The organism is Pseudomonas cannabina (assembly GCF_900100365.1).
Taxonomy (GTDB): domain Bacteria; phylum Pseudomonadota; class Gammaproteobacteria; order Pseudomonadales; family Pseudomonadaceae; genus Aquipseudomonas; species Aquipseudomonas cannabina.
The window spans coordinates 378,468-403,325 of record NZ_FNKU01000001.1 but is presented as its reverse complement, the minus strand read 5'-3'; the positions used below and the strand labels follow the sequence as shown (position 1 = coordinate 403,325).

General features: G+C 57.0%; 28 protein-coding genes and 1 tRNA gene. 5 read left to right on the top strand and 24 right to left on the bottom strand.

The window, feature by feature from the left end; genetic code table 11:
- Positions 1-9: 9 nt before the first annotated feature.
- From ispG to iscR, 13 genes are all read right to left on the bottom strand, one after another.
- Positions 10-1,119 carry a flavodoxin-dependent (E)-4-hydroxy-3-methylbut-2-enyl-diphosphate synthase gene (gene ispG / locus BLT55_RS01945; protein ID WP_007248523.1) on the bottom strand — a complete coding sequence of 370 codons (1,110 nt, stop codon included), beginning with the start codon at positions 1,117-1,119 and terminating at the stop codon, positions 10-12.
- Between the two features lie 3 nt (positions 1,120-1,122).
- Positions 1,123-2,121 carry a RodZ domain-containing protein gene (locus BLT55_RS01940; protein ID WP_055000643.1) on the bottom strand — a complete coding sequence of 333 codons (999 nt, stop codon included), beginning with the start codon at positions 2,119-2,121 and terminating at the stop codon, positions 1,123-1,125.
- Complete coding sequence (gene pilW, locus BLT55_RS01935) at positions 2,121-2,879, bottom strand: type IV pilus biogenesis/stability protein PilW (protein WP_055000642.1); 759 nt, start codon at positions 2,877-2,879, stop codon at positions 2,121-2,123. Before pilW ends, BLT55_RS01940 begins: the two co-directional genes overlap by 1 nt.
- A 14-nt stretch (positions 2,880-2,893) precedes the next feature.
- Positions 2,894-4,042 (bottom strand): dual-specificity RNA methyltransferase RlmN, encoded by a 1,149-nt coding sequence (gene rlmN / locus BLT55_RS01930; protein WP_055000641.1) that lies wholly within the window; start codon positions 4,040-4,042, stop codon positions 2,894-2,896.
- A gap of 32 nt (positions 4,043-4,074) precedes the next feature.
- Positions 4,075-4,500 carry a nucleoside-diphosphate kinase gene (gene ndk, locus BLT55_RS01925; RefSeq protein ID WP_002552482.1) on the bottom strand — a complete coding sequence of 142 codons (426 nt, stop codon included), beginning with the start codon at positions 4,498-4,500 and terminating at the stop codon, positions 4,075-4,077.
- 96 nt (positions 4,501-4,596) lie between these two features.
- Positions 4,597-4,797, bottom strand: coding sequence for a Fe-S cluster assembly protein IscX (gene iscX / locus BLT55_RS01920; RefSeq protein ID WP_055000640.1), 201 nt, complete (start codon positions 4,795-4,797; stop codon positions 4,597-4,599).
- Positions 4,798-4,811: 14 nt separating this feature from the next.
- On the bottom strand, positions 4,812-5,153 hold the full coding sequence (gene fdx, locus BLT55_RS01915) for an ISC system 2Fe-2S type ferredoxin (protein ID WP_055000639.1): 342 nt from the start codon (positions 5,151-5,153) through the stop codon (positions 4,812-4,814).
- A gap of 3 nt (positions 5,154-5,156) precedes the next feature.
- Positions 5,157-7,019 carry a Fe-S protein assembly chaperone HscA gene (gene hscA, locus BLT55_RS01910; RefSeq protein WP_055000648.1) on the bottom strand — a complete coding sequence of 621 codons (1,863 nt, stop codon included), beginning with the start codon at positions 7,017-7,019 and terminating at the stop codon, positions 5,157-5,159.
- 44 nt (positions 7,020-7,063) lie between these two features.
- Entirely contained in the window at positions 7,064-7,585 is a 522-nt protein-coding gene (gene hscB, locus BLT55_RS01905; RefSeq protein ID WP_055000638.1) for a co-chaperone HscB, read from the bottom strand.
- Positions 7,586-7,596: 11 nt separating this feature from the next.
- Positions 7,597-7,920, bottom strand: a complete 324-nt coding sequence (gene iscA, locus BLT55_RS01900; RefSeq protein WP_003365093.1) for an iron-sulfur cluster assembly protein IscA — start codon at positions 7,918-7,920, stop codon at positions 7,597-7,599.
- Between the two features lie 33 nt (positions 7,921-7,953).
- Positions 7,954-8,340, bottom strand: coding sequence for a Fe-S cluster assembly scaffold IscU (iscU, locus tag BLT55_RS01895; protein ID WP_007248515.1), 387 nt, complete (start codon positions 8,338-8,340; stop codon positions 7,954-7,956).
- Positions 8,341-8,421: 81 nt separating this feature from the next.
- Positions 8,422-9,636, bottom strand: a complete 1,215-nt coding sequence (locus tag BLT55_RS01890; RefSeq protein WP_055000637.1) for an IscS subfamily cysteine desulfurase — start codon at positions 9,634-9,636, stop codon at positions 8,422-8,424.
- A gap of 44 nt (positions 9,637-9,680) precedes the next feature.
- Positions 9,681-10,172: a Fe-S cluster assembly transcriptional regulator IscR gene (iscR, locus tag BLT55_RS01885; protein WP_007248512.1), complete on the bottom strand. Its 492-nt coding sequence runs from the start codon at positions 10,170-10,172 to the stop codon at positions 9,681-9,683.
- A gap of 473 nt (positions 10,173-10,645) precedes the next feature.
- Here iscR and BLT55_RS33840 point away from each other — a divergent pair, with 473 nt between their 5' ends.
- Together BLT55_RS33840 and BLT55_RS01870 are read left to right on the top strand one after the other, a co-directional pair.
- The gene (locus BLT55_RS33840) at positions 10,646-10,945 is read left to right on the top strand and encodes a YopJ family acetyltransferase (protein ID WP_055000636.1); all 300 of its coding nucleotides are present in this window, start codon (positions 10,646-10,648) and stop codon (positions 10,943-10,945) included.
- A gap of 135 nt (positions 10,946-11,080) precedes the next feature.
- Positions 11,081-11,857, top strand: coding sequence for a thioesterase family protein (locus BLT55_RS01870; protein ID WP_055000635.1), 777 nt, complete (start codon positions 11,081-11,083; stop codon positions 11,855-11,857).
- 129 nt (positions 11,858-11,986) lie between these two features.
- Here BLT55_RS01870 and cysE read toward each other — a convergent pair whose 3' ends face one another.
- The gene (cysE, locus tag BLT55_RS01865; protein ID WP_055000634.1) at positions 11,987-12,763 is read right to left on the bottom strand and encodes a serine O-acetyltransferase; all 777 of its coding nucleotides are present in this window, start codon (positions 12,761-12,763) and stop codon (positions 11,987-11,989) included.
- The gene (gene trmJ / locus BLT55_RS01860) at positions 12,763-13,527 is read right to left on the bottom strand and encodes a tRNA (cytosine(32)/uridine(32)-2'-O)-methyltransferase TrmJ (RefSeq protein WP_074799888.1); all 765 of its coding nucleotides are present in this window, start codon (positions 13,525-13,527) and stop codon (positions 12,763-12,765) included. The genes cysE and trmJ overlap by 1 nt, the downstream gene beginning before the upstream one ends.
- A gap of 224 nt (positions 13,528-13,751) precedes the next feature.
- Here trmJ and suhB point away from each other — a divergent pair, with 224 nt between their 5' ends.
- Positions 13,752-14,567 (top strand): type III secretion system regulator SuhB, encoded by an 816-nt coding sequence (gene suhB / locus BLT55_RS01855; RefSeq protein ID WP_007248509.1) that lies wholly within the window; start codon positions 13,752-13,754, stop codon positions 14,565-14,567.
- A gap of 54 nt (positions 14,568-14,621) precedes the next feature.
- On the opposite strand, the gene BLT55_RS01850 is transcribed toward suhB, so the two are convergent.
- From BLT55_RS01850 to queA, 6 genes are all read right to left on the bottom strand, one after another.
- Positions 14,622-15,161 (bottom strand): glycine zipper 2TM domain-containing protein, encoded by a 540-nt coding sequence (locus BLT55_RS01850; RefSeq protein WP_002552471.1) that lies wholly within the window; start codon positions 15,159-15,161, stop codon positions 14,622-14,624.
- Between the two features lie 108 nt (positions 15,162-15,269).
- On the bottom strand, positions 15,270-16,181 hold the full coding sequence (gene secF, locus BLT55_RS01845; RefSeq protein WP_054999417.1) for a protein translocase subunit SecF: 912 nt from the start codon (positions 16,179-16,181) through the stop codon (positions 15,270-15,272).
- 9 nt (positions 16,182-16,190) lie between these two features.
- Entirely contained in the window at positions 16,191-18,059 is a 1,869-nt protein-coding gene (secD, locus tag BLT55_RS01840) for a protein translocase subunit SecD (RefSeq protein WP_054999416.1), read from the bottom strand.
- A gap of 63 nt (positions 18,060-18,122) precedes the next feature.
- On the bottom strand, positions 18,123-18,458 hold the full coding sequence (gene yajC, locus BLT55_RS01835) for a preprotein translocase subunit YajC (protein ID WP_002552468.1): 336 nt from the start codon (positions 18,456-18,458) through the stop codon (positions 18,123-18,125).
- Between the two features lie 52 nt (positions 18,459-18,510).
- Complete coding sequence (gene tgt / locus BLT55_RS01830; RefSeq protein WP_104442755.1) at positions 18,511-19,626, bottom strand: tRNA guanosine(34) transglycosylase Tgt; 1,116 nt, start codon at positions 19,624-19,626, stop codon at positions 18,511-18,513.
- Between the two features lie 14 nt (positions 19,627-19,640).
- On the bottom strand, positions 19,641-20,705 hold the full coding sequence (queA, locus tag BLT55_RS01825) for a tRNA preQ1(34) S-adenosylmethionine ribosyltransferase-isomerase QueA (RefSeq protein ID WP_054999414.1): 1,065 nt from the start codon (positions 20,703-20,705) through the stop codon (positions 19,641-19,643).
- A 117-nt stretch (positions 20,706-20,822) separates the two neighbouring features.
- Between queA and BLT55_RS01820 the strand changes: the two genes are divergently transcribed.
- Positions 20,823-20,907, top strand: a tRNA-Leu gene (locus BLT55_RS01820).
- Positions 20,908-21,075: 168 nt separating this feature from the next.
- On the opposite strand, the gene BLT55_RS01815 is transcribed toward BLT55_RS01820, so the two are convergent.
- The 3 genes from BLT55_RS01815 to BLT55_RS01805 form a co-directional block, all read right to left on the bottom strand.
- Positions 21,076-21,918, bottom strand: a complete 843-nt coding sequence (locus BLT55_RS01815; RefSeq protein WP_054999420.1) for a DUF1460 domain-containing protein — start codon at positions 21,916-21,918, stop codon at positions 21,076-21,078.
- A gap of 352 nt (positions 21,919-22,270) precedes the next feature.
- Positions 22,271-22,756: a type III secretion system chaperone family protein gene (locus BLT55_RS01810; RefSeq protein ID WP_054999413.1), complete on the bottom strand. Its 486-nt coding sequence runs from the start codon at positions 22,754-22,756 to the stop codon at positions 22,271-22,273.
- A gap of 73 nt (positions 22,757-22,829) precedes the next feature.
- Entirely contained in the window at positions 22,830-23,594 is a 765-nt protein-coding gene (locus BLT55_RS01805) for an Hrp-dependent type III effector protein (protein WP_139206369.1), read from the bottom strand.
- Between the two features lie 712 nt (positions 23,595-24,306).
- Here BLT55_RS01805 and BLT55_RS01800 point away from each other — a divergent pair.
- Complete coding sequence (locus BLT55_RS01800) at positions 24,307-24,672, top strand: PA0061/PA0062 family lipoprotein (protein ID WP_244158992.1); 366 nt, start codon at positions 24,307-24,309, stop codon at positions 24,670-24,672.
- Positions 24,673-24,858 lie beyond the last annotated feature (186 nt).

Below are 24,858 nucleotides of genomic sequence, written 5' to 3'. Positions count from 1 at the left end.
CAATCCTGGTTAGCCGCGCACGATGACCGAGGCGTCGGCTGCGGTCTTTTCGGCCGCTTTCTCGCGAATCAAGCGTTCAAGCTCGTCCACGAGATTGTCGTTGGTCAGTTTCTGTGCCGGCTTGCCATCGATGTAGATCAGGTTCGGCGTACCACCCGTGAGGCCGATATGCGCCTCCTTGGCTTCGCCGGGACCGTTGACCACACAACCGATGACCGCAACATCAAGCGGCACCAACAAATCTTCTAGACGACCTTCAAGCTCGTTCATGGTCTTGACCACATCGAAATTCTGCCGCGAGCAGCTCGGGCAGGCGATGAAGTTGATCCCACGGGAACGAAGGCGCAACGATTTGAGAATGTCGTACCCGACTTTCACCTCTTCGACCGGATCAGCGGCCAACGAGATGCGGATAGTATCGCCAATCCCCTCGGCAAGCAGCATACCGAGGCCGACAGCCGATTTTACTGTACCCGAGCGCAGGCCGCCCGCTTCAGTAATACCCAAATGCAGCGGCTGGACAATCTCTTTGGCCAGCAGGCGATATGCTGCGACGGCCATGAACACGTCGGAGGCTTTCACGCTGACCTTGAAGTCCTGAAAATTCAGGCGTTCCAGATGCTCGACATGACGCAACGCCGATTCGACCAACGCTTCCGGCGTAGGCTCGCCGTACTTTTTTTGCAGGTCTTTTTCCAGCGATCCGGCATTGACGCCGATGCGGATCGGAATGCCGCGATCACGCGCTGCATCGACGACCGCGCGCACACGGTCTTCACGACCGATGTTGCCAGGGTTGATACGCAGGCAATCGACGCCCAGTTCGGCCACACGCAGAGCGATCCGGTGGTCGAAATGAATATCCGCGACCAATGGTACTTTGACCAACTGCTTGATGCGGCCGAATGCTTCGGCAGCATCCATGTCCGGGACGGAAACCCGCACGATATCAACGCCTGCCGCTTCTAGACGATTAATCTGTGCAACGGTAGCGGCAACATCATTGGTGTCGCTGTTGGTCATGCTCTGTACGGCAATCGGCGCATCGCCGCCGACCGGTACAGAACCCACCCATATTTTGCGGGAAACACGCCGCTTGATCGGAGATTCGCCGTGCATGAATTATTGCCCCAGTTTCAGGCGAGCAGTTTCGCCACTGGTGAAAGGTGTGACGTCAACCGCCTGACCGTTATAGCTGACCTGCGCACCGCGCGCGTAGCCCAGACGCAGGGTTAACGGCGGCTTGCCGCTGACATCGAGGTTCTCGCCCTTGCGCTTCAGACCGCTGACCAGCACTTTGCCGTTGCCGTCAGTCACCTGAGTCCAGCAATCGGCGACGAACTGCACGGTCACCTGGCCCGCACCGGCCACAACGGCTGCGGGCTGCTCGGCAGGTGTCGTCGGCATGGACGGCACATTCGGCGAGGCAACGGGTGCTTGTGCCATGTTCGCTGCAGGCGGGGTTGCAGCCGCAGGCGTTTGTGGCTGCGCAGTGGAATGAGTAGCAGCAGGTGTGGAAGGTGCCACGCTCGGCGCTTCACTGGCAGGTGCGCCGGTGTTCAACGGCAACGAGGTCTGCCCGGCAGGTGGCACTTCGGCCACCGGCGCTTCTTCCGGTTCGTCCAGCGGGTGAATCTGGGTAGTGCCGTCGGCGCTTTCGACCTCGACGTGTTCCATGTTCAGCCCGGACTGGTCCTTGCCACGCAAGGACGCCTGATCCTGCCACCAGAAGAAACCGCCGCCGACCAACACGACCAGCAACAACAGGCTGACAATGCGCAAAATATTGTGGGAAAGCCTGACGGGCTCTTCGATACGCCCCAACGCATGCACCGGACTGCCTTTGCCGTCGGTTCCGGTGTATTGGTCGAACTGTTCGACCAGTACCGCCTGATCCAGATCAAGCAGTTTGGCATAGGCACGCACATACCCCCGAGCAAATGTATGCCCAGGCAGCTTTTCAAAATTGCCGTTCTCCAGGTTGCTCAGGGAGGACACGGTAAGGTTTAGCCTCAAAGCCACATCTGGCAGCGACCAGCTCCTGCTCTCGCGGACCTGGCGCAGGGTTTCTCCAGGATTCACGCGGGTGGTTGCTACAACTTCGGGATGCGCCGCTTTCATCATTGCTCCGACAGGTATTGCTGATATTCCGGCGTACCGGGATAGAGTCTTTTCAATAGCAGACCAAGACTGGCCGCCTTGTTACGATCATCATAGATCTTCGCCAGGCGCGCACCGAGCAATAGACTACGTGCATTTTGCTCGCTGAGCTGGCTAAAACGGTCGTAATAATCTCGCGCTGGCACATATTGCTTGTCCTCATAGGACATCAGAGCCATTTCCAGCAAGGATCGCGACAGTCGGCGGTCAAGGCGCAGTGCCTTGGTAAACTGCTCGCGGGCCTGTTCGCGATTGCCCAACTGCAATGAGGTCATGCCCAGACTTTCGAAGACCCGTGACCGCTCAGGATACAGATTATCGGCCGCGGCCTGTTCGAAACGCTCGTAGGCTTCCTTGTAACGCTTCTGTTCGTAAAGAAAACTGCCGTAATTATTGACGATGCGGGTTTCATTGTTGCTGGCGGACAGCGCCTCGTGAAAATACTGCTCGGCGAGCTCAGGTTCCATTTCGGTTTGAAACACCAGCGCCAGTGCGGCGTTGGCCTGCGGATCGGAACTGTCGAGCTCAAGCGCTCGTTTCAAGGGAATCTTGGCCCGCTCGGTCTGCCCTTCCTGAAGGTAACCCAGGCCGAGTTGCACGTAGGCCCTGCGTGCCTCGTCGCGCCCCTGCTTAGTGGTGAGCGGATTGACATTGCCCGTAGACACACAGGCCGTCAGCAGCATGACCACATACAGTAAACACAAGGCACGCACAGACATGGAGTCCTTCCCGGTCAGGTTCTGGTCGCCGCAACCGGAGCCGCATCAGCCTCGGAACTCAGCTCACGCACAGCGATATAGCGTTCACTACGACGCGTGCGATCCATCACCTGCCCGACCAGCTGGCCGCATGCAGCATCGATATCTTCGCCACGCGTGGTACGCACAGTGACGTTATAACCAGCCTGGTGCAACAAGTCCTGAAAACGACGAATTGCGTTATTGCTGGGACGCTCGTAGCCGGAGTGCGGGAACGGGTTGAACGGGATCAGGTTGATCTTGCACGGCGTGTCCTTGAGAAGCTCGATCATTTCGACGGCGTGCTCGACCTGGTCATTGATGTCCTTGAGCATCGTGTACTCGATGGTCAGCACGCGCTTCTCGCCCAGACTGGACATGTAGCGGCGGCAGGACTCAAGAAGCATCTGCAACGGGTATTTCTTGTTGATCGGCACCAACTGGTTGCGCAGCGCGTCATTCGGCGCGTGCAGCGACAAGGCCAGCGACACGTCGATGTGCTTGGACAGCTCGTCGATCATCGGCACCACGCCGGAGGTGGACAACGTCACCCGACGCTTGGAAATGCCATACCCCAGGTCATCCATCATCAGATGCATGGCAGCAATGACATTGTCGAAATTCAGCAGCGGCTCACCCATTCCCATCATCACCACGTTGGTGATGGCACGGTCGACGGTCGCCGGGACGCTGCCAAAGGATTTGTTGGCAATCCACACCTGGCCAATGACTTCGGCGGCGGTGAGGTTGCTGTTGAAGCCTTGCTTGCCGGTGGAGCAGAAACTGCAATCCAGGGCACAGCCCGCCTGGGACGAAACACACAAGGTGCCGCGCTTGCCCTGCGGAATATAGACGGTCTCGACGCAGCTGCCGGACTCCACGCGCACCACCCACTTACGGGTGCCGTCGCTGGAAATGTCCTCGCTGACCACTTCAGGACCACGAACTTCGGCACAGGCCTTGAGCTTTTCACGCAAGGCCTTGCTGACATTCGTCATGGCGTCGAAATCATCGACGCCAAAGTGGTGAATCCACTTCATGACCTGACCGGCACGGAAGCGCTTCTCCCCGATAGAGTCGAAGAATTTCTCCATTTCCGGCTGAGTCAGACCCAGCAGGTTGGTTTTACCAGTCGATGCAATCATGAATTCACCCTTCACTCGTCAGTCAGAATGACTTAGCGAGCGGTTACTTCGGTAGCTGCGAAGAAGTACGAGATTTCGCGAGCAGCGGCTGCTTCGGAATCGGAACCGTGAACCGCGTTGGCGTCGATGGAATCAGCGAAGTCAGCACGGATGGTGCCGGCAGCGGCTTCTTTAGGGTTGGTAGCGCCCATCAGTTCGCGGTTCAGAGCGATAGCGTTTTCGCCTTCCAGAACCTGAACGACAACCGGGCCGGAGATCATGAATGCAACCAGGTCACCGAAGAAACCACGAGCGCTGTGCTCAGCGTAGAAACCTTCAGCTTCGGCCTTGGACAGTTGCTTCAGCTTGGAAGCGACAACGCGCAGACCGGCTTTTTCGAAACGAGTGGTGATCTCGCCGATTACGTTCTTTGCAACGGCGTCAGGCTTGATGATGGAGAAAGTACGTTGAACAGCCATGGTGAAACTCCAGAAACAGTGATTTAAGCGAAAAATTAAACCCGCGAATTATACGCGGGTTCTGGTGTATTGCCTAACGGCGTACGTTACTGAACGTCAATCCGCCTCTTCGATCCACAGGGCCTGGATCGCTTCGAGGACCTTTTCGCCACTACGGGCCGGGTCGTCGTCGAATTCCGGCAAGTCCATCACCAGCTTGCGCAGCCTGGGGAAACTTACCGTGAGCGGATCGACATCCGGATGGCTTTCGGCCAGCTGGATGGCAATTTCCTGCACATCAACCCATTTGAGACTCATGAGCAAACCTTCAATCAGTGCGGCGCTTCAGCCGCGTGGTTGAGCGAATACTTGGGTATTTCGACGGTCAGGTCTTCGGTGCCGACAATGGCCTGACAGGATAGACGCGATTGCGTTTCCAGTCCCCACGCCTTGTCGAGCATGTCTTCTTCCAGTTCGTCAGCTTCGTTCAGCGAATCGAAGCCTTCGCGAATGACACAGTGACACGTGGTGCAAGCGCACACGCCACCACAGGCGCTTTCGATCTCGATGTGGTGCTCGTGGGCGATGTCGAGAATAGACGTGCCCGGCTCCACTTCTACAACCAACCCGTCCGGGCAATGCTCGGCGTGGGGCAGAAAAATCACCTGCGGCATCAGTTATTCCTCAATCTCATTCAAGTTGCGCCCGGCCAGTGCGGCTTTTACCGTCGAATCGAGGCGTCGGGCAGCAAATGCATCGGTCACCTGCGACAGACGCTTGGTCTGCTGCTCGATGGCATAGCCATCGGTGCCTTGCATCAATTCACGTAATTCTTCCATCTGCAGGGTGATGACCATGCGCTCTTCTTCGTCGAGAAGGCGCTCGCCGTCGGCATCCAGCGCGCCCTGAACGGCTTCGAGCAAGCGCTCGGCGTCAACCTGATGCTCACGCAGTACACGGGCGACCTTGTCGTCACCGGCATATTCGAAGGAGTCTTTGAGCATGCGGGTGATTTCGCCATCGGTCAGCCCGTAGGACGGCTTGACCTGGATGCTCGACTCGATGCCCGAGCCCATCTCACGCGCCGAAACGCTGAGCAGGCCATCCGCGTCGACCTGGAACGTGACACGGATTTTCGCCGCACCCGCCACCATCGGCGGAATGCCGCGCAATTCGAAACGCGCCAGCGACCGGCAGTCGCTGACCAGCTCGCGCTCACCCTGCAACACATGGATTTTCATGGCCGTCTGGCCATCTTTGTACGTAGTGAATTCCTGACCACGCGCCACAGGGATCGTGGTGTTGCGCGGAATGACCTTTTCCATCAGCCCGCCCATGGTTTCCAGCCCTAGCGAGAGCGGAATTACATCAAGCAACAGCAGCTCGCCACCATCGCGCTTGTTGCCGGCTAGGGTATCCGCCTGGATCGCAGCCCCGATGGCCACCACTTGATCCGGATCGATATCCGTCAGCGGCTGACGACCGAACAGCTCGGCGACTGCTTCGCGAACGCGAGGAACGCGGATCGAACCACCGACCATGACCACTGCTTCGACTTCTTCAAGTTCGATACCGGTGTCACGCACCGCACGACGACAGGCTTTGAGGCTACGTGCAACCATCGGCTCGATCAGCGCATTGAACGCCTCGCGGGTCAACGTGCCGCGCCAGTCACCGTAGGCAACCTCGACAGACTCGGCGTCAGTCAGCGCTTCCTTGGCCGAACAGGCGGTCTGCAATAGATTGCGTTGCGCGGACGGATCGATGTCGGCAGACAGTCCGGCATCGGCAACGATCCAGCTGGCAATCGCATGATCGAAATCATCGCCGCCCAAGGCCGTGTCGCCACCCGTCGCCAAGACTTCGAAGACACCGCCGGTCAGGCGCAGGATCGAAATATCGAAGGTGCCGCCGCCCAGGTCATAAATAGCCACGACACCTTCGGCCTTTTGATCCAGGCCGTAGGCAACCGCAGCGGCCGTAGGCTCGTTGAGCAGGCGCAGCACGTTGAGGCCGGCCAGTTTGGCGGCATCCTTGGTGGCCTGACGCTGGGAATCATCGAAATAGGCCGGAACCGTAATCACCGCCCCCACCAGTTCGCCACCCAACGCCGCTTCAGCACGCTGACGCAGAACTTTGAGGATGTCGGCGGACACTTCAACCGGGCTTTTCGGACCCTGCACGGTGTCAATGAACGGCATGTGCGACTCGCCGCCAACGAAACGATAAGGCAACTGCTCGCCCAATTGCTTGACGTCGGTCAGGCCGCGGCCCATCAGGCGCTTGACCGACAGCACGGTATTGAACGGGTCCTGAGAGGCGGCGGTTTTCGCCGACTGCCCTACTTCGACACGATCAGCGTGATAGCGCACCGCAGACGGCAGAATGACCTGCCCTTCTGCATCGGCCAGCGGTTCAGACAGGCCGCTGCGCACGGCAGCAACCAGAGAATTTGTGGTGCCCAGGTCGATCCCCACAGCCAGACGACGCTGGTGCGGTTGAGGACTCAGGCCGGGTTCGGCGATTTGCAGTAAGGCCATGCTGTTCAGAATAATCACTGGCGTGCAGCCGAAGCCGCACGGGGTTAATCGTCGAGGCGCTCTTCTAGCTGGCGCACTTCGTGAGAAAGCTTGTCGAGAAACTGCATACGCCGCATCAGCTTTTCAGCGTGCTCGCGTTGTGCAGGATCACTCCAGCAGGCAGCGAAGCTCTGGTTCAGCTCCTCCTGGGTGATCTTGAGCTGGCGCTTGAAGGTCGCGACCCCGGCAAGATCGGCTTCATCCTGCAAATCCTCGAGATCTTCGCGCAATTGCATCTGCTGCAGAAGAAATTCGGGATCATGGACAGTGACCTCGAGCGGCACCTCGTTGCCATTCATCGCCAGCAGATAACGCGCCCTTTTCGGCGGGCTCTTCAGGGTCTGATAGGCTTCGTTGAGGCTGGCAGAACGCTCCAGCGCCTGACGCTGCTCTTGCTCGGGAGCATCGGCGAAACGGTCCGGGTGGACGTTGCGCGCCAGCTCTCGGTAACGCGTTGCCAACTGGTCAAGATCAAGCTGAAACTCAGGCTTGAGCTCGAACAGGGCGAAATGACAGGGAGTACCCACAATAAAAAGCCTCAGACGTTGAAGCTTTCGCCACAGCCGCACTCACCGCGCGAGTTAGGGTTGTTGAACTTGAAGCCTTCGTTCAACCCTTCGCGCACGAAGTCGAGCTCGGTGCCATCCAGATAGACCAGGCTTTTCGGGTCAATGATGACCTTGACGCCGTGCATTTCAAACACGGTGTCTTCGCTGGCCGCCTCGTCGACGAACTCGAGCACGTAGGCAAGACCTGAACAGCCTGTGGTGCGAACACCCAGACGAACGCCATCACCCTTGCCACGCCCCTCAAGGGAACGTCGCACGTGGTTAGCGGCAGCTTCTGTCATGCTGATAGCCATCGGAGCTCCTTACTTTTCTTCGTGAAGACCTGCTTATAGCAAGCCTTTCTTCTGCTTGTAATCGCGAACGGCCGCCTTGATAGCGTCTTCGGCGAGTACCGAGCAGTGAATCTTGACTGGCGGCAGTGCCAGCTCTTCAGCCAGCTGAGTGTTCTTGATGGTCTCTGCTTCGTCCAGAGTCTTGCCTTTCATCCACTCGGTCGCCAGTGAGCTGGACGCAATCGCCGAACCGCAGCCATAGGTCTTGAACTTGGCGTCTTCGATAACGCCCTGATCGTTGACCTTGATCTGCAGACGCATTACGTCGCCGCACGCAGGAGCGCCGACCATGCCAGTGCCGACATCCGGGTCTTCCGCGTTCATCTTGCCGACGTTACGTGGATTCTCGTAGTGGTCGATGACCTTTTCGCTGTAAGCCATGATTCTGTTCCTCTCACATCAGGGAGCCGCTCTGCAGGTCACGCCGGTTTGCGCATGACCTGTCTTGAAGGCGACTTTAAATTAGTGCGCCGCCCACTCGATCTTGGAGATATCGACGCCGTCTTTGAACATGTCCCACAGCGGCGAAAGAGCACGCAGCCTGGTGACAGCCTCGCAGACCTTCTGCGCGGCGTAATCGATCTCTTCCTCGGTGCTGAAACGACCGAAGGTGAAACGAATCGAGCTGTGTGCCAGCTCGTCGTTACGACCCAGGGCGCGCAGCACGTAGGAAGGCTCCAGCGAGGCCGAGGTACAGGCCGAACCGGACGAAACCGCCAGATCCTTGAGCGCCATGATCAGCGACTCGCCTTCGACGTAGTTGAAGCTCAGGTTCAGGTTGTGCGGTACGCGGGCAGTCAGGCTGCCGTTGACGTAGAGCTCTTCCAGATTTTCGACCTGCTTGAAGAACCGGTCGCTGAGCGCCTTGATGCGCACGTTTTCAGCGGCCATTTCTTCTTTGGCGATCCGGAACGCTTCACCCATGCCGACGATCTGGTGCGTGGCCAGTGTCCCGGAACGCATGCCGCGCTCGTGACCACCGCCGTGCATGGCCGCCTCAAGGCGGACGCGCGGCTTGCGGCTGACGTACAGCGCGCCGATGCCTTTCGGACCGTAGGTCTTGTGTGCCGAGAACGACATCAGGTCAACCTTGAGGCTGGCCAGATCGATTTCAACCTTGCCGGTCGATTGCGCGCCGTCAACGTGGAACAGTACGCCGCGCGAACGGGTCAGCTCACCGATAGCAGCGATGTCGTTGATGGTGCCGATTTCGTTGTTCACGTGCATGACCGACACCAAGATGGTGTCGTCGCGCAGTGCGGCTTCAATCATCGAAGGCGTGATCAGACCGTCTTCGCCCGGCTCGATGTACGTCACTTCGAACCCTTCGCGCTCAAGCTGCCGCGTGGTATCGAGCACAGCCTTGTGTTCGACTTTCGAAGTGATCAGGTGCTTGCCTTTGCTGGCGTAGAAGTGCGCCACACCCTTGATCGCCAGGTTATTGGACTCGGTGGCACCCGAGGTCCAGACGATTTCACGCGGGTCGGCACTGACCAGATCAGCGACCTGACGGCGAGCGTTCTCGACCGCCTCTTCGGCTTTCCAGCCAAAAACGTGAGAGCGCGAGGCCGGGTTGCCGAAGTTGCCTTCGACTGTCAGGCATTCGATCATTTTCTGCGCGACACGCGGATCGACCGGGGTCGTCGCGGAGTAGTCGAGGTAAATTGGCAATTTCATTGAAGCTCTCCTATCAGGCAGGCGCACCGCTCATTCATCTGCGTTCATTCGACGGCGGACGTTTCGATCTTACCCAGTTGCGACGCGTGGTTATGACCACGGCGCATGTCCTGGCGCTGAGCGACTTCTTGTACCTCACGGCGAGTGACAAGATCCGCCAAGCTGATACCGCTTAGAAATTCGTGAATCTGCTGGCTCAGGTCGCACCACAAGTGGTGGGTGAGGCAGGTATCCCCGGCATGGCAATCGCCAAGCCCCTGACAACGTGTGGCATCGACCGATTCGTTGACCGCATCGACGACCTGCGCAACCTGGATGCCTTTCATGTCGCGGGACAGCTGATAGCCACCGCCCGGGCCACGCACACTGGAAACCAGATTGCCCCGGCGCAGCTTGGCGAACAGCTGCTCGAGGTAGGACAGGGATATGCCCTGCCGCTCGGAAATATCAGCCAGAGACACTGGCCCGTTCTGCGCGTGCAATGCCAAGTCAAGCATGGCAGTCACAGCGTATCGGCCTTTAGTAGTCAGTCGCATGGCATATACCGCAGAGGTTCGGAATGAGGGCGAGTATGCTATTCCCGAGTAAATGAGTCAAGTATTAGACCCAGTAAAACAGTCGGGATTAGCGAAAAGCGCGGGCTGCATCATAGCAAAGGTGCGGCGTAATGGCACGTTCCAAGCCCCGTCGGCACGACGGCCTCGCGTGCATCTCGGGGCACCTGCGGGCGTATGCCATTGTGCATGGCGTGGACGATGTGGAACTGATCACTCATGAGGAGCTACTCAATAGGATACCAACTTGACGCTTGCAGGATTTCTCCAATGGGAAATGTATGCCTCAGCGCATCTCGTACGACCCAGCATTTGCACACACCTGATTACATCGCCACCTCGACTGCTGCTCAAAATACTGCCTCGGTGAACGAGGCGGAAGCAGAGCACGTCAGCGAGAGCTTGACTGCAACAAAAAAAGAAGATTTTCGACCTCACTTACTGCACCTACTCCATTGAAAGCCTACGGCCAGGCCGCCATTGATCGCGCATCCGGCAAGAAGACAAGCGCCAGTTTCGCTAAGCTCGACGCCACTCATCTTCTCGACATGATCAATGCAGAGAACCAGCGAAACTCCGACCTGAACCTCAGGCGCTTCGGCAACCAGACGAAGTTTATCAAGGCGCTAAAGAGCAAGGGCTCAGACTCGTTCTGGGCGATTTCCCCCCAGACCAGCGATTCGACCGGCCAACCTGCCAGCCACCACGTTATGGCCGATGTCCGCCTGCACCCCAGCAGAAAGCCGACAGTGTAATCACTGAGCCAGCACGCACATCCGCCTCGAATGACTGGAATGTAAACTTCATTTTAGTGTTATAGAGTAACCTTACCGACATGCGTGGGTCATCCACATCGTTAATCGAGAAACACCTGATTGAGGAAGACAATCGTGATATCGCTAGGTCAGCTAATCAAAGATTTCCGCTCGACAGAGCCGTTTACGGTGCCTGCAAACTGGCTACAAGGCAGGACGGTTTATGGCGGCCTTACGACTGCGCTGTCACTGGAGGCAGTACGCCAAAAGACAGATGTCCCCCTCGATCATCTTCGCTCGGTGCAGGCGTTATTCGTCAACCCATCCAGCCAAGAGCAGGTGTTTGAGACGACTGTGCTGCACAAGGGCAAATCAGTTACCACCATCGCAACAGAATGTTTCTCATCAGAAGCCCTGGCACTTCGAACAAGCATGGTTTTTACGGCTCACCGCACGACACGCATTCAACACACCTATCCCCAACCACCTGTCGCAGAGCGCCCGGAAAACATCATAGAGCTTGCCAGGCCTCATGCGCCCGCCTGCATTCACAATTTTGAAATAAGGCCCGCCACCGGGGGTGCATTACCGTTTTCCGGCGCAAGCTTTCCTCAAATGGTCATGTGGGCAAGGCACCTTGATTCCGAAGGCGTAGATCCAATGGTTGCCCTCATCGCGCTGGCAGATGTTCTGCCGCCTGCTGCAGCGACGGTTTTAACCGAACCCGTCCCTCTCAGTACCATTTCCTGGGCATTTGACATCATCACTCTCCCCCGAAGTGGCGAGTGGTTCTTGTTGAAGTCTTCAAGCTGCCAGGCAGGGGGCGGCTATTCGTTGCAAGACATGGAAATATGGAGCGAGAGGGGCGAACTGATACTGATGGGGCGTCAGACAGTCGCTATTTTTGCCTGAGTGTTGATCGATTAATTGATAAATCTATGACAGCCCCCCAAGCAAAGCTTGCACGCTCATCAAAAAAACGGAACCGCGTCGGCCAATCAAACAGCAAGGTCTAGACCCAACCGGATGCAGCCGCCACACTTAATCAACCGTGCCTTCGCGCACTTCTTTAACGCAGTCAAAGACTTCATCACGCAGCTCGGGCAGCTCTTTGGCGCAATAATCGCTGCCAAGTTTGCCAAGCGCGTCGCACATGCCTTCCAGTCGACCGTCGACCGCCTGCAAGTGATCGAGCAACTGGCCGATGGCGCGGGCGATCGGGTCAGGCATGTCGCCACTGATCCCATAGGCATCGAAACCGAGCTTTTCCGCCATGGCCTTGCGCCGGGCTTCGGTCTCTTCATCCGATTTGACGATGATCCGCCCGGGGATTCCCACAGCAGTTGCACCGGCAGGCACCGCCTTGGTCACCACCGCATTGGAACCGATCTTGGCGCCTGCGCCTACCGTGAACGGACCGAGGACTTTGGCACCTGCGCCGACCACCACACCATCTTCCAGCGTCGGGTGGCGCTTGCCGGCGTTCCAGCTGGTACCGCCAAGGGTCACGCCCTGATAAAGCGTGACGTCATTGCCGATCTCGGCGGTTTCACCGATCACGATGCCCATGCCATGGTCGATGAAAAAGCGGCGACCGATGCGTGCGCCGGGATGAATCTCGATACCGGTCATCCAGCGACCGAAGTTGGACACCACCCGCGCCGGCCATTTCCAGCCATTGCGCCACAGAATGTGTGCAAAACGGTGCAGCCAGATGGCGTGCATACCCGGATAGCAGGTCAGCACCTCAAAGGCATTACGCGCCGCAGGGTCGCGATGAAATACGCTTTGAATGTCTTCTCGCAGACGCTCGAACATCACTGATCCTTTCGCTTGTAGGGTTCGCCGCGTGCGACTTTCTGGGTCTCGGTGAGCACACCGCGCAGAATACTCAGCTCGGAGCGCTCGACCTCACTGCGACCGAACAGCCTGCGCAGCCGTGCCATCAGGTGCCGCGGCTTTTCGGGGTCAAGGAAGCCGATGTCCACCAGCGTGGTTTCCAGATGCCCATAGAAGCCTTCCATCTCGTCCATCGTCGCCAGCTCGGCACTGTGTGCCGACGCCGTTTTGGGCGCTTCGCCCCGCGAAGACACGGCCAGCCAGGCCATACGCACTTCGTAACTGAGCACTTGCACAGCGGCGGCGAGATTGAGCGAGCTGAACGTGGGGTCCGACGGAATGTGCACGTGGAAGTGACAACGCTGCAACTCTTCGTTGGTCAGGCCCGAATGCTCGCGACCGAAGACCAGCGCCACCTCGGCGCCCTCCCCGGCCTGCTCGATGACTTTTTCGCCAGACCCGCGCGGATCGAGCATCGGCCAGGGCAGGCTGCGATCCCGCGCACTGGTGCCGAGCACCAGACGGCAACCGACCAGCGCCTCTTCCAGCGTCGCAACAACTTGCGCGCCTTCAAGAATATCGGTGGCGCCAGACGCCCGCGCATCGGCATCGGGCGACGGAAAAATACGCGGATCAACCAGTACCAGACGCGCAAGCCCCATGTTTTTCATGGCGCGAGCGGCCCCGCCGATATTTCCGGGATGGGTAGTGCCGACCAGGACAACACGGATGTTCTGCAACAAGGCGAACGCTCACTGACGCGAATTAGGGGGGGGGGGGGGGGGAATCTTACAGAAACGGTCCGCCTAACGCTACGAACCCGTGCACACGGGATGATCCGGATCCGCCCGTCGAGTGACGAAAAAACTCATGCCAGGTCGACAGTCGTAACAACGCAAGGCTGGAAATAATTCGAATCAGCCCATAGAATGCCCGGCTCTCTTTAACAACCTTAGGTGAATTGTCCATGCAGCCCATGCTGAATATCGCGCTGCGCGCCGCCCGCAGCGCCAGCGAATTGATTTTCCGCTCCATCGAGCGCTTGGATACCATCAAGGTTGACGAAAAAGAAGCCAAGGATTACGTCACAGAGATCGACCGCGCTGCTGAACAGAGCATCATCACTGCGCTGCGCAAGGCCTACCCGACTCACGGCATCCTCGGCGAAGAAAGCGGCATGCATGAAGGCAGTGGCGAAGGCACAGATTACCTGTGGATCATCGACCCGCTGGACGGCACCACTAACTTCGTTCGCGGCATCCCGCACTTCGCCGTCAGCATTGCCTGCAAATACCGCGGCCGCCTCGAGCACGCCGTTGTTCTGGACCCGGTCCGCCAGGAAGAATTCACCGCCAGCCGTGGTCGTGGTGCAGCCCTTAACGGTCGTCGCCTGCGCGTCAGCCAGCGCAAGAGCCTGGAAGGCGCCCTGCTCGGCACCGGCTTCCCGTTCCGGGACAACCAGATGGACAACCTCGAAAACTACCTGGGCATGTTCCGCAGCCTGGTCGGCCAGACCGCAGGCATTCGTCGCGCAGGCGCTGCCAGCCTCGACCTCGCCTACGTTGCTGCCGGTCGCTTCGATGCGTTCTGGGAGTCGGGCCTGTCCGAATGGGACATGGCTGCGGGCGCGCTGCTGATTCAGGAAGCAGGCGGTCTGGTCAGCGACTTCACCGGCGGTCACGATTTCCTCGAGAAAGGCCATATCGTCGCCGGCAACACCAAATGCTTCAAGGCCGTGCTGACCGCCATTGCGCCACACCTGCCCGCGTCGCTCAAGCGCTAAACGGCAGATGTAAAAAAACCGGCTTTCGCCGGTTTTTTTATGCCTTGAAGAACGTTACTGCGCCTGACCCAAAATCAGCTGACCGTTCTTGTCGACCGGAATCTGGCTACCTGGATCACGCTCCATACGAACCTGACCCACTTTCTCGTTCAGCTTGTACTTGACGTTGTAGCCCACAACTTTGTCGCTGACGTCATTGACCGTTGTGCAACGGTTCTGAGTCGTGGTGTAGGTATCACGCTCCTGCATGCCTTCCTGCACCTTGTTACCGGCATAACCACCGCCGACCGCACCGGCGACAGTAGCGATCTTCTTGCCGTTGCCGCCACCAATCTGGTTGCCCAGCAAACCACCGGCAACCGCGCCAATCACGCTACCGACGATCTGATGCTGGTCCTTGACCGGCGCCTGACGGGTAACGGTTACGTCCTTGCAAACTTCACGGGGGGTTTTGATCTGCTGGTTGATTGGCTCGACCGCCAACACATCCGCATACTCAGGACCACCCTTGACCAAGCTATAGGTGGCAACGGCGCCGCCAGCAGTTACGACAGCAGCACCTAACACAGCACCAACAAGCATAGACTTGTTCACTAGAACCTCCTGACCAAACGAAACGCAGCATGGCTGCGCAATACCTAGCCTTGGAGCATAAAAAAAGGCGCGAGTTCAGCACTCGCGCCTTTTTTATGATGGCCGGATCTACGGCAGATCGTCAGCCTTGTCCACCACCACTGGAGGGATCAGATCCTCGGTGGTCAGGTTCAGCCAGATCAGCACCACGTTGGCGATGTAGATCGACGAGTAGGTACCCGCCAGTACGCCGATGAACAACGCGATGGAGAAGCCTTCCAGGCTGTCGCCGCCGAACGCCCACAGCGCAGAGATCGCCAACAGGGTCGAAACCGAGGTGGCAATGGTGCGCAGCAGTGTCTGCGTGGTGGAGATGTTGATGTTTTCGATCAGCGAAGCTTTGCGCAGCAGGCGGAAGTTCTCGCGTACCCGGTCGAAGACCACAATGGTGTCGTTCAACGAGTAACCGATGATCGCCAGTACCGCCGCCAGCACTGTCAGGTCGAAGGTGATCTGGAAGAACGACAGGATCCCCATCGTCACCACCACGTCGTGAATCAGCGAGATGATTGCACCGACCGCGAATTTCCACTGGAAGCGGAAGGCCAGGTAGATCAGCACACCGCCCAGCGCCAGCAGCATGCCAATACCGCCCTGATCGCGCAGCTCTTCACCCACTTGCGGGCCTACGAACTCGACACGCTTGACCACTGCCGGGTTATCAGCGCCCGCCTTGCGCAGCGCTTCAGCTACCTGAGTACCCAGTTGCGGGTCTTCACCAGGCATGCGCACCAGCAGATCAGTCGTTGCGCCGAAGCTCTGCACAACGGCATCGTGATAGCCCGCTGCAACCAGTTCCTGACGAACCTTGCCCAGATCGGCCGGACGCTCGTAGGTCAGCTCGATGAGCGTACCGCCGGTGAAGTCCAGACCAAAGTTGAGCCCTTTATGGAACCAGCTGAACAACGCCAGTACGGTAAGGAGCATCGTGACGGCGAACGCAACATTGCGAACGCCCATGAAGTTGATGGTACGTAACATGGCAGCCCCTTAAATCCACAACTTCTTGAAGTCACGACCGCCGTAGATCAGGTTGACCATAGCGCGGGTCACCATGATGGCCGTGAACATCGAGGTAAAGATCCCGAGCGACATGGTCACCGCAAACCCTTTGACCGGGCCGGTGCCCATCGCAAAGAGAATGCCGCCGACCAGCAGTGTCGTCAGGTTGGCGTCGAGGATCGCCGTGTAGGCTCGATCGAAACCTTCGTTGATAGCGCGTTGCACCGTCATGCCGTTGGCGATCTCCTCACGAATACGCGAGAAGATCAGCACGTTGGCATCCACCGCCATGCCCATGGTCAATACGATACCGGCGATACCCGGCAGGGTCAGCGTTGCACCCAGCAAGGACATCAGCGCCAGCAACATGACCATGTTCAGGGCCAGCGCGACGGTAGCGATCAGGCCGAAGAAACGGTAGATCGCCATGATGAAGATGGAGACGAACAGCATGCCCCACAGGGAAGCGTCGATACCCTTGGTGATGTTGTCGGCCCCCAGGCTCGGACCGATGGTGCGCTCTTCAGCGAAGTACATCGGTGCAGCCAGACCACCGGCACGCAATAGCAGCGCCAGCTCGGAAGATTCACCCTGGCCGTTCAGACCGGTAATCCGGAACTGGCTGCCCAACGGCGACTGGATGGTCGCCAGGCTGATGATTTTCTTCTCTTCCTTGAAGGTCTGCACCGGCACGTCTTTTTCGACGCCGTTGACCATCGGCCTGGTGTAAGTGGTAGTCGGACGCTGCTCGATGAAGATCACCGCCATGCTACGGCCCACATTGCTGCGGGTTGCGCGGCTCATGAGCTCGCCACCGCGACCATCAAGATTGATGTTCACCTGTGGACGGCCATGCTCGTCGAAACTGGCCTTGGCGTCGGTGACCTGGTCGCCGGTAATGATCAGACCACGCTCCACCGCCGCTGCCGGACGACCGCCTTCGCGGAATTCGAACATCTCGGTGGTGCCTTTCGAATCATCCGGGCCTGCGCCCAGACGGAATTCGAGGTTGGCAGTCTTGCCCAGAATACGCTTGGCTTCGGCCGTGTCCTGCACACCCGGCAGCTCGACCACGATGCGGTTGGCACCCTGACGCTGAACCAGCGGCTCGGCAACACCCAGCTCGTTGACCCGGTTACGCACGGTGGTCAGGTTCTGCTTGATCGAGTATTCACGAATCTCGGCCAGTTTGGCCGGGGTCAACGCCATGCGCAGCACGGGAATACCGTTCAGCTCGGCAGGCGTGATTTCGAAGTCGGTGAAGGTCTTGCGAACCAGCGCACGAGCCTGCTCGCGCTCGGCGTCATCGGTAAAACCCAGCTGAATCACATTGCCCAGCTGCGGCAGGCTGCGATAGCGGACCTTTTCCTTGCGCAGCAAGGATTTGACTTCGCCTTCGTACACTTTCAGACGAGCATCGATCGCCTTGTCCATGTCGACTTCCAGCAGGAAGTGCACACCACCGGACAGGTCGAGACCGAGCTTCATCGGGCTTGCGCCCAGGTTACGCAGCCAGGTCGGCGTGGTACGGGCCAGGTTCAGTGCGACGACATAATCATCGCCCAGCGCCTTGCGCACGACATCCTTGGCCGGCAACTGGTCTTCCTGCTTGCTCAGACGCAACAGACCGCCCTTGCCATTCTCGGCCAGAGAAGAAGCCTTGACCGCGATGCCGGCATCGGTAAGCGCCTTGGCTGCACGATCCACGTCTGCCTGATTGACTTGCAGCGCAGTGATTGCGCCGCTGATCTGGATGGCAGAATCATCAGGATAGAGATTAGGTGCGGAATAAATAAAACCGACCACCAGCACAGCCAGGATCAGTATGTATTTCCACAGAGGGTATTTGTTCAGCATCACGCCGCCCGCTTAAAACGCGGGGCGCCTTGCGCGCCCCGTCGATGGGTAAAAAGTTGCTACTCAGATCGCTTTCAGGGTGCCTTTAGGCAGAGTGGCCGCGATGGCGCCTTTCTGGATTTTCAGCTCGACGGTGTCAGACACTTCGATGACCACGAAATCGTCGGTCACTTTGTTGATCTTGCCGGCAATACCACCGCTGGTGACCACTTCGTCGCCCTTCTGCAGGTTGCCCAGCAGGTTTTTCTGCTCTTTCGCGCGCTTGGCCTGTGGACGCCAGATCATCAGGTAGAAGATGACCAGAAAGCCGACCAGAAAGATCCACTCGAAACCACTGCCCGCAGGACCGGCAGCCGGTGCAGCAGCATCCGCAAAAGCGGGAGAGATGAAAAAGCTCATGTGTCGCTCCAGTTACATAATTAGTATAAAAGCAGGAAAAACTCGTTCTGTTTCAACCCAGAGGCGGCGTTGGAAGGCCGCGTTTGGCATAGAAGGCATCGACGAAGGCGGCCAATGTACCCTGTTGAATAGCCTCGCGCAAACCAGTCATCAGCAGCTGGTAGTGCCGCAAATTGTGGATGGTATTGAGCATGCTCCCCAGCATTTCTCCGCACTTGTCCAGGTGATGCAGATAAGCGCGCGAGAAGTTCTTGCAGGTGTAGCAATCACAGCTCGGATCCAGCGGCGAATTGTCATGGCGATGGAACGCGTTACGGATTTTCAGCACACCGGTATCGATGAACAGGTGGCCATTGCGGGCGTTGCGGGTCGGCATGACACAATCGAACATATCGACGCCACGGCGCACACCTTCGACCAGATCTTCCGGCTTGCCTACACCCATCAAGTAACGAGGTTTGTCTGCCGGCATCAGGCCCGGCAGGTAATCCAGCACCTTGATCATTTCGTGCTTGGGCTCGCCGACCGACAGACCGCCGATCGCCAGACCGTCAAAACCGATATCGTCCAGGCCTTCGAGCGAACGCTTGCGCAGGTTCTCGTGCATGCCACCCTGAACGATGCCGAACAGCGCTGCGGTGTTTTCGCCGTGCGCAACCTTGGAGCGCTTGGCCCAACGCAGCGACAGCTCCATGGAGACACGCGCCACGTCTTCATCAGCCGGGTACGGCGTGCATTCGTCGAAGATCATCATGACGTCAGAGCCCAGGTCACGCTGGACCTGCATCGACTCTTCCGGGCCCATGAACACCTTGGCGCCATCGACCGGCGAGGCGAAGGTCACGCCCTCCTCCTTGATCTTGCGCATGGCGCCCAGGCTGAACACCTGAAAACCGCCGGAGTCGGTCAGAATCGGCCCTTTCCACTGCATGAAATCGTGCAGATCGCCGTGGCCCTTGATGACCTCGGTGCCGGGACGCAGCCACAAGTGAAAGGTATTGCCCAGAATCATCTGCGCACCGGTGGCCTCGATATCACGCGGCAACATGCCCTTGACCGTGCCGTAGGTGCCCACCGGCATGAACGCCGGGGTCTCGACCACGCCACGCGGAAAGGTCAGGCGACCGCGACGGGCCTTGCCGTCGGTGGCCAACAACTCGAAAGACATACGACAGGTGCGACTCATGCGTGATCCTCTGGTGCCGATTCCTGTGGGGCCGTCGGCGCGGGATTGCGGGTGATGAACATCGCATCACCGTAACTGAAGAAGCGGTACCCACGCTCGACCGCCGCCGCATAGGCAGCCATGGTCTCGGGGTAACCGGCGAACGCCGAAACCAGCATCAAAAGCGTGGATTCAGGCAGATGGAAATTGGTCACCAGGGCATCGACCACATGAAACGGCCGCCCCGGATAGATAAAGATGTCGGTATCGCCACTGAACGGCTTCAACACGCCATCGCGCGCGGCACTCTCCAGTGAACGCACGCTGGTGGTGCCGACCGCAATCACCCGCCCGCCACGCGCGCGGCACGCCGCCACGGCATCGACCACGCTTTGGCTGACTTCCAGCCACTCGCTGTGCATGTGGTGATCTTCGATCTGCTCGACGCGCACCGGCTGGAACGTGCCCGCGCCGACGTGCAGCGTGACGAACGCGGTTTCGACGCCCTTGGCGGCAATCGCGTCCAGCAACGGCTGGTCGAAATGCAGCCCGGCAGTCGGTGCGGCCACAGCACCGGCGCGCTCGGCGTAGACGGTCTGATAGCGCTCGCGGTCCGCGCCTTCGTCCGGACGGTCTATATAAGAAGGCAAAGGCATGTGCCCGACACGATCCAGCAGCGGCAGCACCTCTTCAGCGAAGCGCAGCTCGAACAGCGTATCGTGCCGTGCCACCATCTCGGCCTCGCCACCGCCGTCGATCAGAATCGACGAGCCGGGCTTGGGCGACTTGCTGGCACGCACATGCGCCAGCACACGGTGGCTGTCCAGCACGCGCTCGACCAGAATCTCCAGCTTGCCGCCGGACGCCTTCTGCCCGAACAAACGTGCGGGGATGACACGGGTATTGTTGAACACCATCAAATCGCCCGTGCGCACATGCTCGAGCAAATCGGTGAATTGACGATGTGCCAGCGCGCCCGTCGGCCCATCGAGGGTCAACAGACGACTGCTGCGACGCTCGGCCAACGGGTGACGAGCAATCAGGGAATCAGGGAGTTCGAAGATAAAGTCAGCGACGCGCATGATCGGGTTCGTTTAGCAGGGCCGGGAAGTTTATCCGGTTTGACGGCATTAGTAAAAAACCTGCGTAAATCCCTGTTGACCAACGGAAAACTCATCCTTATACTTCGCCGCCATTGAGCCCTGATGGCGGAATTGGTAGACGCGGCGGATTCAAAATCCGTTTTCGAAAGAAGTGGGAGTTCGATTCTCCCTCGGGGCACCAAAATTGAAAAAAGACCTTGAATTTCAAGGTCTTTTTTTTCGTCTGGTGGAAAGCTGGCGTGATGGGTTTGCCCAGCCTCACCCGGCGCGCGAGGATGTGTATCACTCTCGGGCCCTAAAGCAGTGGAGAAAGCGTCCGAGGTACCTGCGCGTCAAATGGTCAAGGTTTTTAATCTTTCGCCCTGAAAACAACAATCCCCGGCTTTCGCGCCACATACTCAAAAAAGGGTGAGTCCACTACCTTTTCATTTTCCTTTCGCGAAGACGCATTTCGTAGAACAGGGCCCTTGTCAGTCATGATAAAAACACCGACATGAGTCACATCCACGCCAGGAAGACTGGCGTAAATGCCGATGTAATCACCCGTCCGCAGTTGACTCACCACCTTATTATCAACAAGACGGCTCGGGATGTAGGTGATACTGCGTTTAACGACTGGCAATCCAGGAATATAGCTCTTGCCATTGGGCCTTTCATTAAGGCGCTTTTCAACACGTACTGTATTCGAGCTTACCTGAGTAGTAATGTCATCCGCCAGATTCTGCGTTTGACTGTAAGCCCAGTCAGTAAAAAAATGCTTGCGCTTCAAAAAATCAACGTCACCGTCATGATAACGCGTCTGAATTAAATTTTTTACAAACATCTGCCGCGATGTCGATTTTCGTAACGCCTCTACATAGTCCAGGTATGTAAAACAGTCCAGACCTCTGAAGTCGATGACTAGTTGTTCAGGTGTATGTTCTGCACCCTGCAACCTGTTGGCGCGATACGGTGCCCCCAGGAATTTCTCCGAGATCAAGTCAATTATCTGACCTTTATCAAGGTTACGGCTGCTGGCCTTGGCCTCCAGAACAGAGTCCAGTTTTTTCGACGTGTAAGCGTCCAGGTTGACGGGAACCGGTTTTTCTGTATTTGACCGGGTGTCAGGAATACCATTTTTTATCTCCGCCTCTGAAAACCCGCAGCCTGCTAACAGGGCAGAAACTAAAACCAAAACAGATATTTTTTGCACTTGATTCACCATCATACCAATGAGCACCTCATGCACCGCTAATAAAATGGATCCCAAACCTGCCTTCAAGCCCAGATCAAGCGTGTAACGCTTGACGTCTAATAGAGTCAACTTATAACGGGTGGAGCGCCCGAAAACACCTTAAAAAGGTTTCATTCTATAGCGAAGTCAGTATGAAAAATGCGATACAACTCAATACCTTTGACGAGACGAATGGCTGCAACCTGGAAGGTTTCGGCAATGCCGCAACGGGTAGAACAGGCGATACTGTGTGCCCGCAGAGATCAACGGCACTAACAAAAAAAAAACCTCGAATTTCAAGGTCTTTTTTCGTCTGGCGAAGAAAAGGTCACTACGTCAGCACCCTTTTCAAACCAGCGTTGAGGCTGGTTTTAGCTTGAGAAGCTTGAGCTGGCTGTTTCGCACCTTTGCTATCCTTCAGCGGTAGCGAGAGCCATCCCTTCGTTTTTTGAGCTTGCTCGGTGAAACGTTTGAATAACCGGATCATGGCAGCCTGATCGAGGATCAAAAAAGCCTGCCGCGTCCACATGATAACTTTTTGCTGCTCGACGATAGCAGCTGTCAGGATGGGCGGATGTTCAAGCCCCAGCAAGTTTGTCTGCAGCAGAATGCCCAGCGTTTCCGGATCTTGAAAGCGTTCAGCAGATATCGGAATCAGGCAACTGACGGTAAGAAAGTCATCAGGCGACTCTTTCATCTCAATCGCCAGACCACCTTTCAGCGTAACGACATAGCTGTCGGAGGCCTCCAGTTTATCTACCGGCACTGCCAAAAGCTGGAATACAGGCATCAGAAGTTTCTTGAGTCGACTTTCCATACGTCCTCCATCGCCTCAAAGGGCACGGGTTTGAAAAACGTTGTTCACCGTCATGGATGTACGGCGCAGCGCATTACCACCTGTCATCGTAAGGATCGTCATTGAAATACATGTCCACATCCATATCCATATCCACATCCACATCCACATCGTCCATCGAATTGGCAAACTGGGCGTCAGACATATGGAGATCTGGATGAGCCCTAGCAGGCTGGGCCGGTTCAATGGGTGGGTATGCCGCCTTGACGAGCCGCTCGTTGAATTGCCGCATGGACAGTGATTGGTCCACCGTTTGCGAAGTAGAGGGGTCATGATAAGTCATGCCCAGGTTTTTTGAGCTGTGCACCTGCTTATAAAATGTCAGGCCCGAATTATACAGTAGCTCGTGTGCCAATGCCTCTCCTCGAAGGCCTTTGTACTGTTTATAGTTAGCTTCAAAGTGTTGATCGACTTGCGATTGTGCCCACTTCGGAGCATTGAGCAATTGTTGACGTGTATCAGGATTAGGGTGGGCGTCATACTCACGGACGACGTGTAGTCTACCTTCCCCAAGTTTGAAATCTTCTGCCCGAACGGCACGGCCAAATTCAGGCCAGGCGTCTGAAACTACAAATTTGTCAGATTCCCGTGCATCCCCGATTCTGACGTAGGCGTGTCCGACGTCGCTCGCGCCCATGAGCGCGACTCGGGTGTGGACATTTGAAGCAGACAGCAATAACAAGTTGACGTCCGCCATCTGATCACAGTTACCCGCCTGAACAGATGCGGCCACAAATGCCATGTGCTGCAAAGGGTCTGAATGCCCTGTATTCATAGCGTATTGAATATCATAAGACATTCTCGTGCGCTTAAAAAGACTCCCCGTGAGGGAGACGCTGATTTATTCGATTTTTCGTCCCTGCAACGCTCTGGAGGCCTTGATTTATCAGGGGGCAACAGCTGTGCTTTAGAATAAATCAGCGTCTCCCTAGGTCCCAATGGTCAGTGGCGAGATCGCCTTGACCAGTTCCTCCGGGTTATTTAGCTTTTTCTTCATAAAGCGGTTTGACATGGCTTGATCACGAGGAGCGAGTACTCATGTGCATCCACAGAGGTTTGGTCAGTTTCCCTATACGCACCGCTCCCAGTCCATACCCAAGACCAGCGGCGTCAAGACACGCAGAGCATTACTGAGCGATTTTCATATCTACATGAGTTTTTGAGTGGGTAACCTTTTCGAAAAAAAGTCATTAGCCTGTGTCGAGTGTCTGGCAGCGCTGACGCACGGAGCCCATTGCATAGCTGCCTACTTAATAGGCAGCGAAGATTTTATAGCATGACGATATACGCGACTAACATATGCAAACTCAATTTATCTGGACATTTTAAAATATACAAACGACGCACACTGATTGAATCAATGAACGGATCCAAACATTTCACGACGCTTAAACGCTCAACATTACTTGCGTCCTTGCGGCCTCATTACTTTGGCCACGCGGATACGCGGATACTTTATACACCCTACCCAAAGGTTTCCCATGAAGTGCCGAACACGTGCAGCAATCCTTTTGATCGTATCAAGTTTGGCTGGATGCACCACAGAAGCGCCAGTACCCGGAAACAGCACATCCATCGTTCATTTTGAAGCACAGGTGGGCGATGAAATGATTGCACGACGCATCGATACGAAACCTGCCTCAAGCCTGAGCTACTTCAAAGTGTCGGCAGGAGAGCATACGATGGAAGTGGGCATTGTGGCCAAGGGTTATCAGAAAAGTCAGCGTCGTTGCGTCGCGACACTCGCGTACGGCGGATTTCAGCCCAACGAAACTTATACGCTGATCGAAAACAGATCAGGCATGGACGTTAAAGTTACACTTTTCGACAATAAGGGCGTTGCCTTGGCTGAAACTGACAACGTGCCTTGCCTGTAACTGTTATAACGGGCTCCGGGTGTCGCTCTGACACCCGTAAGCATGTATGGGTGTATGAGGGTGAATTTTTCCTCAGAAGACCGTCCGCTTTCCTGAGCAAGCCCCCCAGTCATGGGAAACATTATTATTGGCGTGATCCCTGCCTGGTGAAACGTAAAGTACAGCCAGACCGGCCCTCGACAAGGG

Coding starts and splice junctions, on each gene's coding strand:
- ispG (WP_007248523.1), bottom strand. CDS start 1,119: ATGCACGGCGAATCTCCGATCAAGCGGCGTGTTTCCCGCAAAATATGG.
- BLT55_RS01810 (WP_054999413.1), bottom strand. CDS start 22,756: ATGGAAAGTCGACTCAAGAAACTTCTGATGCCTGTATTCCAGCTTTTG.
- fdx (WP_055000639.1), bottom strand. CDS start 5,153: ATGCCGCAGGTGATTTTTCTGCCCCACGCCGAGCATTGCCCGGACGGG.
- queA (WP_054999414.1), bottom strand. CDS start 20,705: ATGCGCGTCGCTGACTTTATCTTCGAACTCCCTGATTCCCTGATTGCT.
- rlmN (WP_055000641.1), bottom strand. CDS start 4,042: ATGATTGCATCGACTGGTAAAACCAACCTGCTGGGTCTGACTCAGCCG.
- iscU (WP_007248515.1), bottom strand. CDS start 8,340: ATGGCTTACAGCGAAAAGGTCATCGACCACTACGAGAATCCACGTAAC.
- iscX (WP_055000640.1), bottom strand. CDS start 4,797: ATGAGTCTCAAATGGGTTGATGTGCAGGAAATTGCCATCCAGCTGGCC.
- secF (WP_054999417.1), bottom strand. CDS start 16,181: ATGTTACGTACCATCAACTTCATGGGCGTTCGCAATGTTGCGTTCGCC.
- BLT55_RS01890 (WP_055000637.1), bottom strand. CDS start 9,636: ATGAAATTGCCAATTTACCTCGACTACTCCGCGACGACCCCGGTCGAT.
- hscA (WP_055000648.1), bottom strand. CDS start 7,019: ATGGCCTTACTGCAAATCGCCGAACCCGGCCTGAGTCCTCAACCGCAC.
- cysE (WP_055000634.1), bottom strand. CDS start 12,763: ATGTTCGAGCGTCTGCGAGAAGACATTCAAAGCGTATTTCATCGCGAC.
- BLT55_RS01940 (WP_055000643.1), bottom strand. CDS start 2,121: ATGAAAGCGGCGCATCCCGAAGTTGTAGCAACCACCCGCGTGAATCCT.
- tgt (WP_104442755.1), bottom strand. CDS start 19,626: ATGTCTTTCGAGTTGTTGGCCACCGACGGCAAGGCCCGTCGCGGTCGC.
- suhB (WP_007248509.1), top strand. CDS start 13,752: ATGCAGCCCATGCTGAATATCGCGCTGCGCGCCGCCCGCAGCGCCAGC.
- ndk (WP_002552482.1), bottom strand. CDS start 4,500: ATGGCTGTTCAACGTACTTTCTCCATCATCAAGCCTGACGCCGTTGCA.
- iscR (WP_007248512.1), bottom strand. CDS start 10,172: ATGCGACTGACTACTAAAGGCCGATACGCTGTGACTGCCATGCTTGAC.
- pilW (WP_055000642.1), bottom strand. CDS start 2,879: ATGTCTGTGCGTGCCTTGTGTTTACTGTATGTGGTCATGCTGCTGACG.
- iscA (WP_003365093.1), bottom strand. CDS start 7,920: ATGGCTATCAGCATGACAGAAGCTGCCGCTAACCACGTGCGACGTTCC.
- BLT55_RS01805 (WP_139206369.1), bottom strand. CDS start 23,594: ATGTCTTATGATATTCAATACGCTATGAATACAGGGCATTCAGACCCT.
- secD (WP_054999416.1), bottom strand. CDS start 18,059: ATGCTGAACAAATACCCTCTGTGGAAATACATACTGATCCTGGCTGTG.
- yajC (WP_002552468.1), bottom strand. CDS start 18,458: ATGAGCTTTTTCATCTCTCCCGCTTTTGCGGATGCTGCTGCACCGGCT.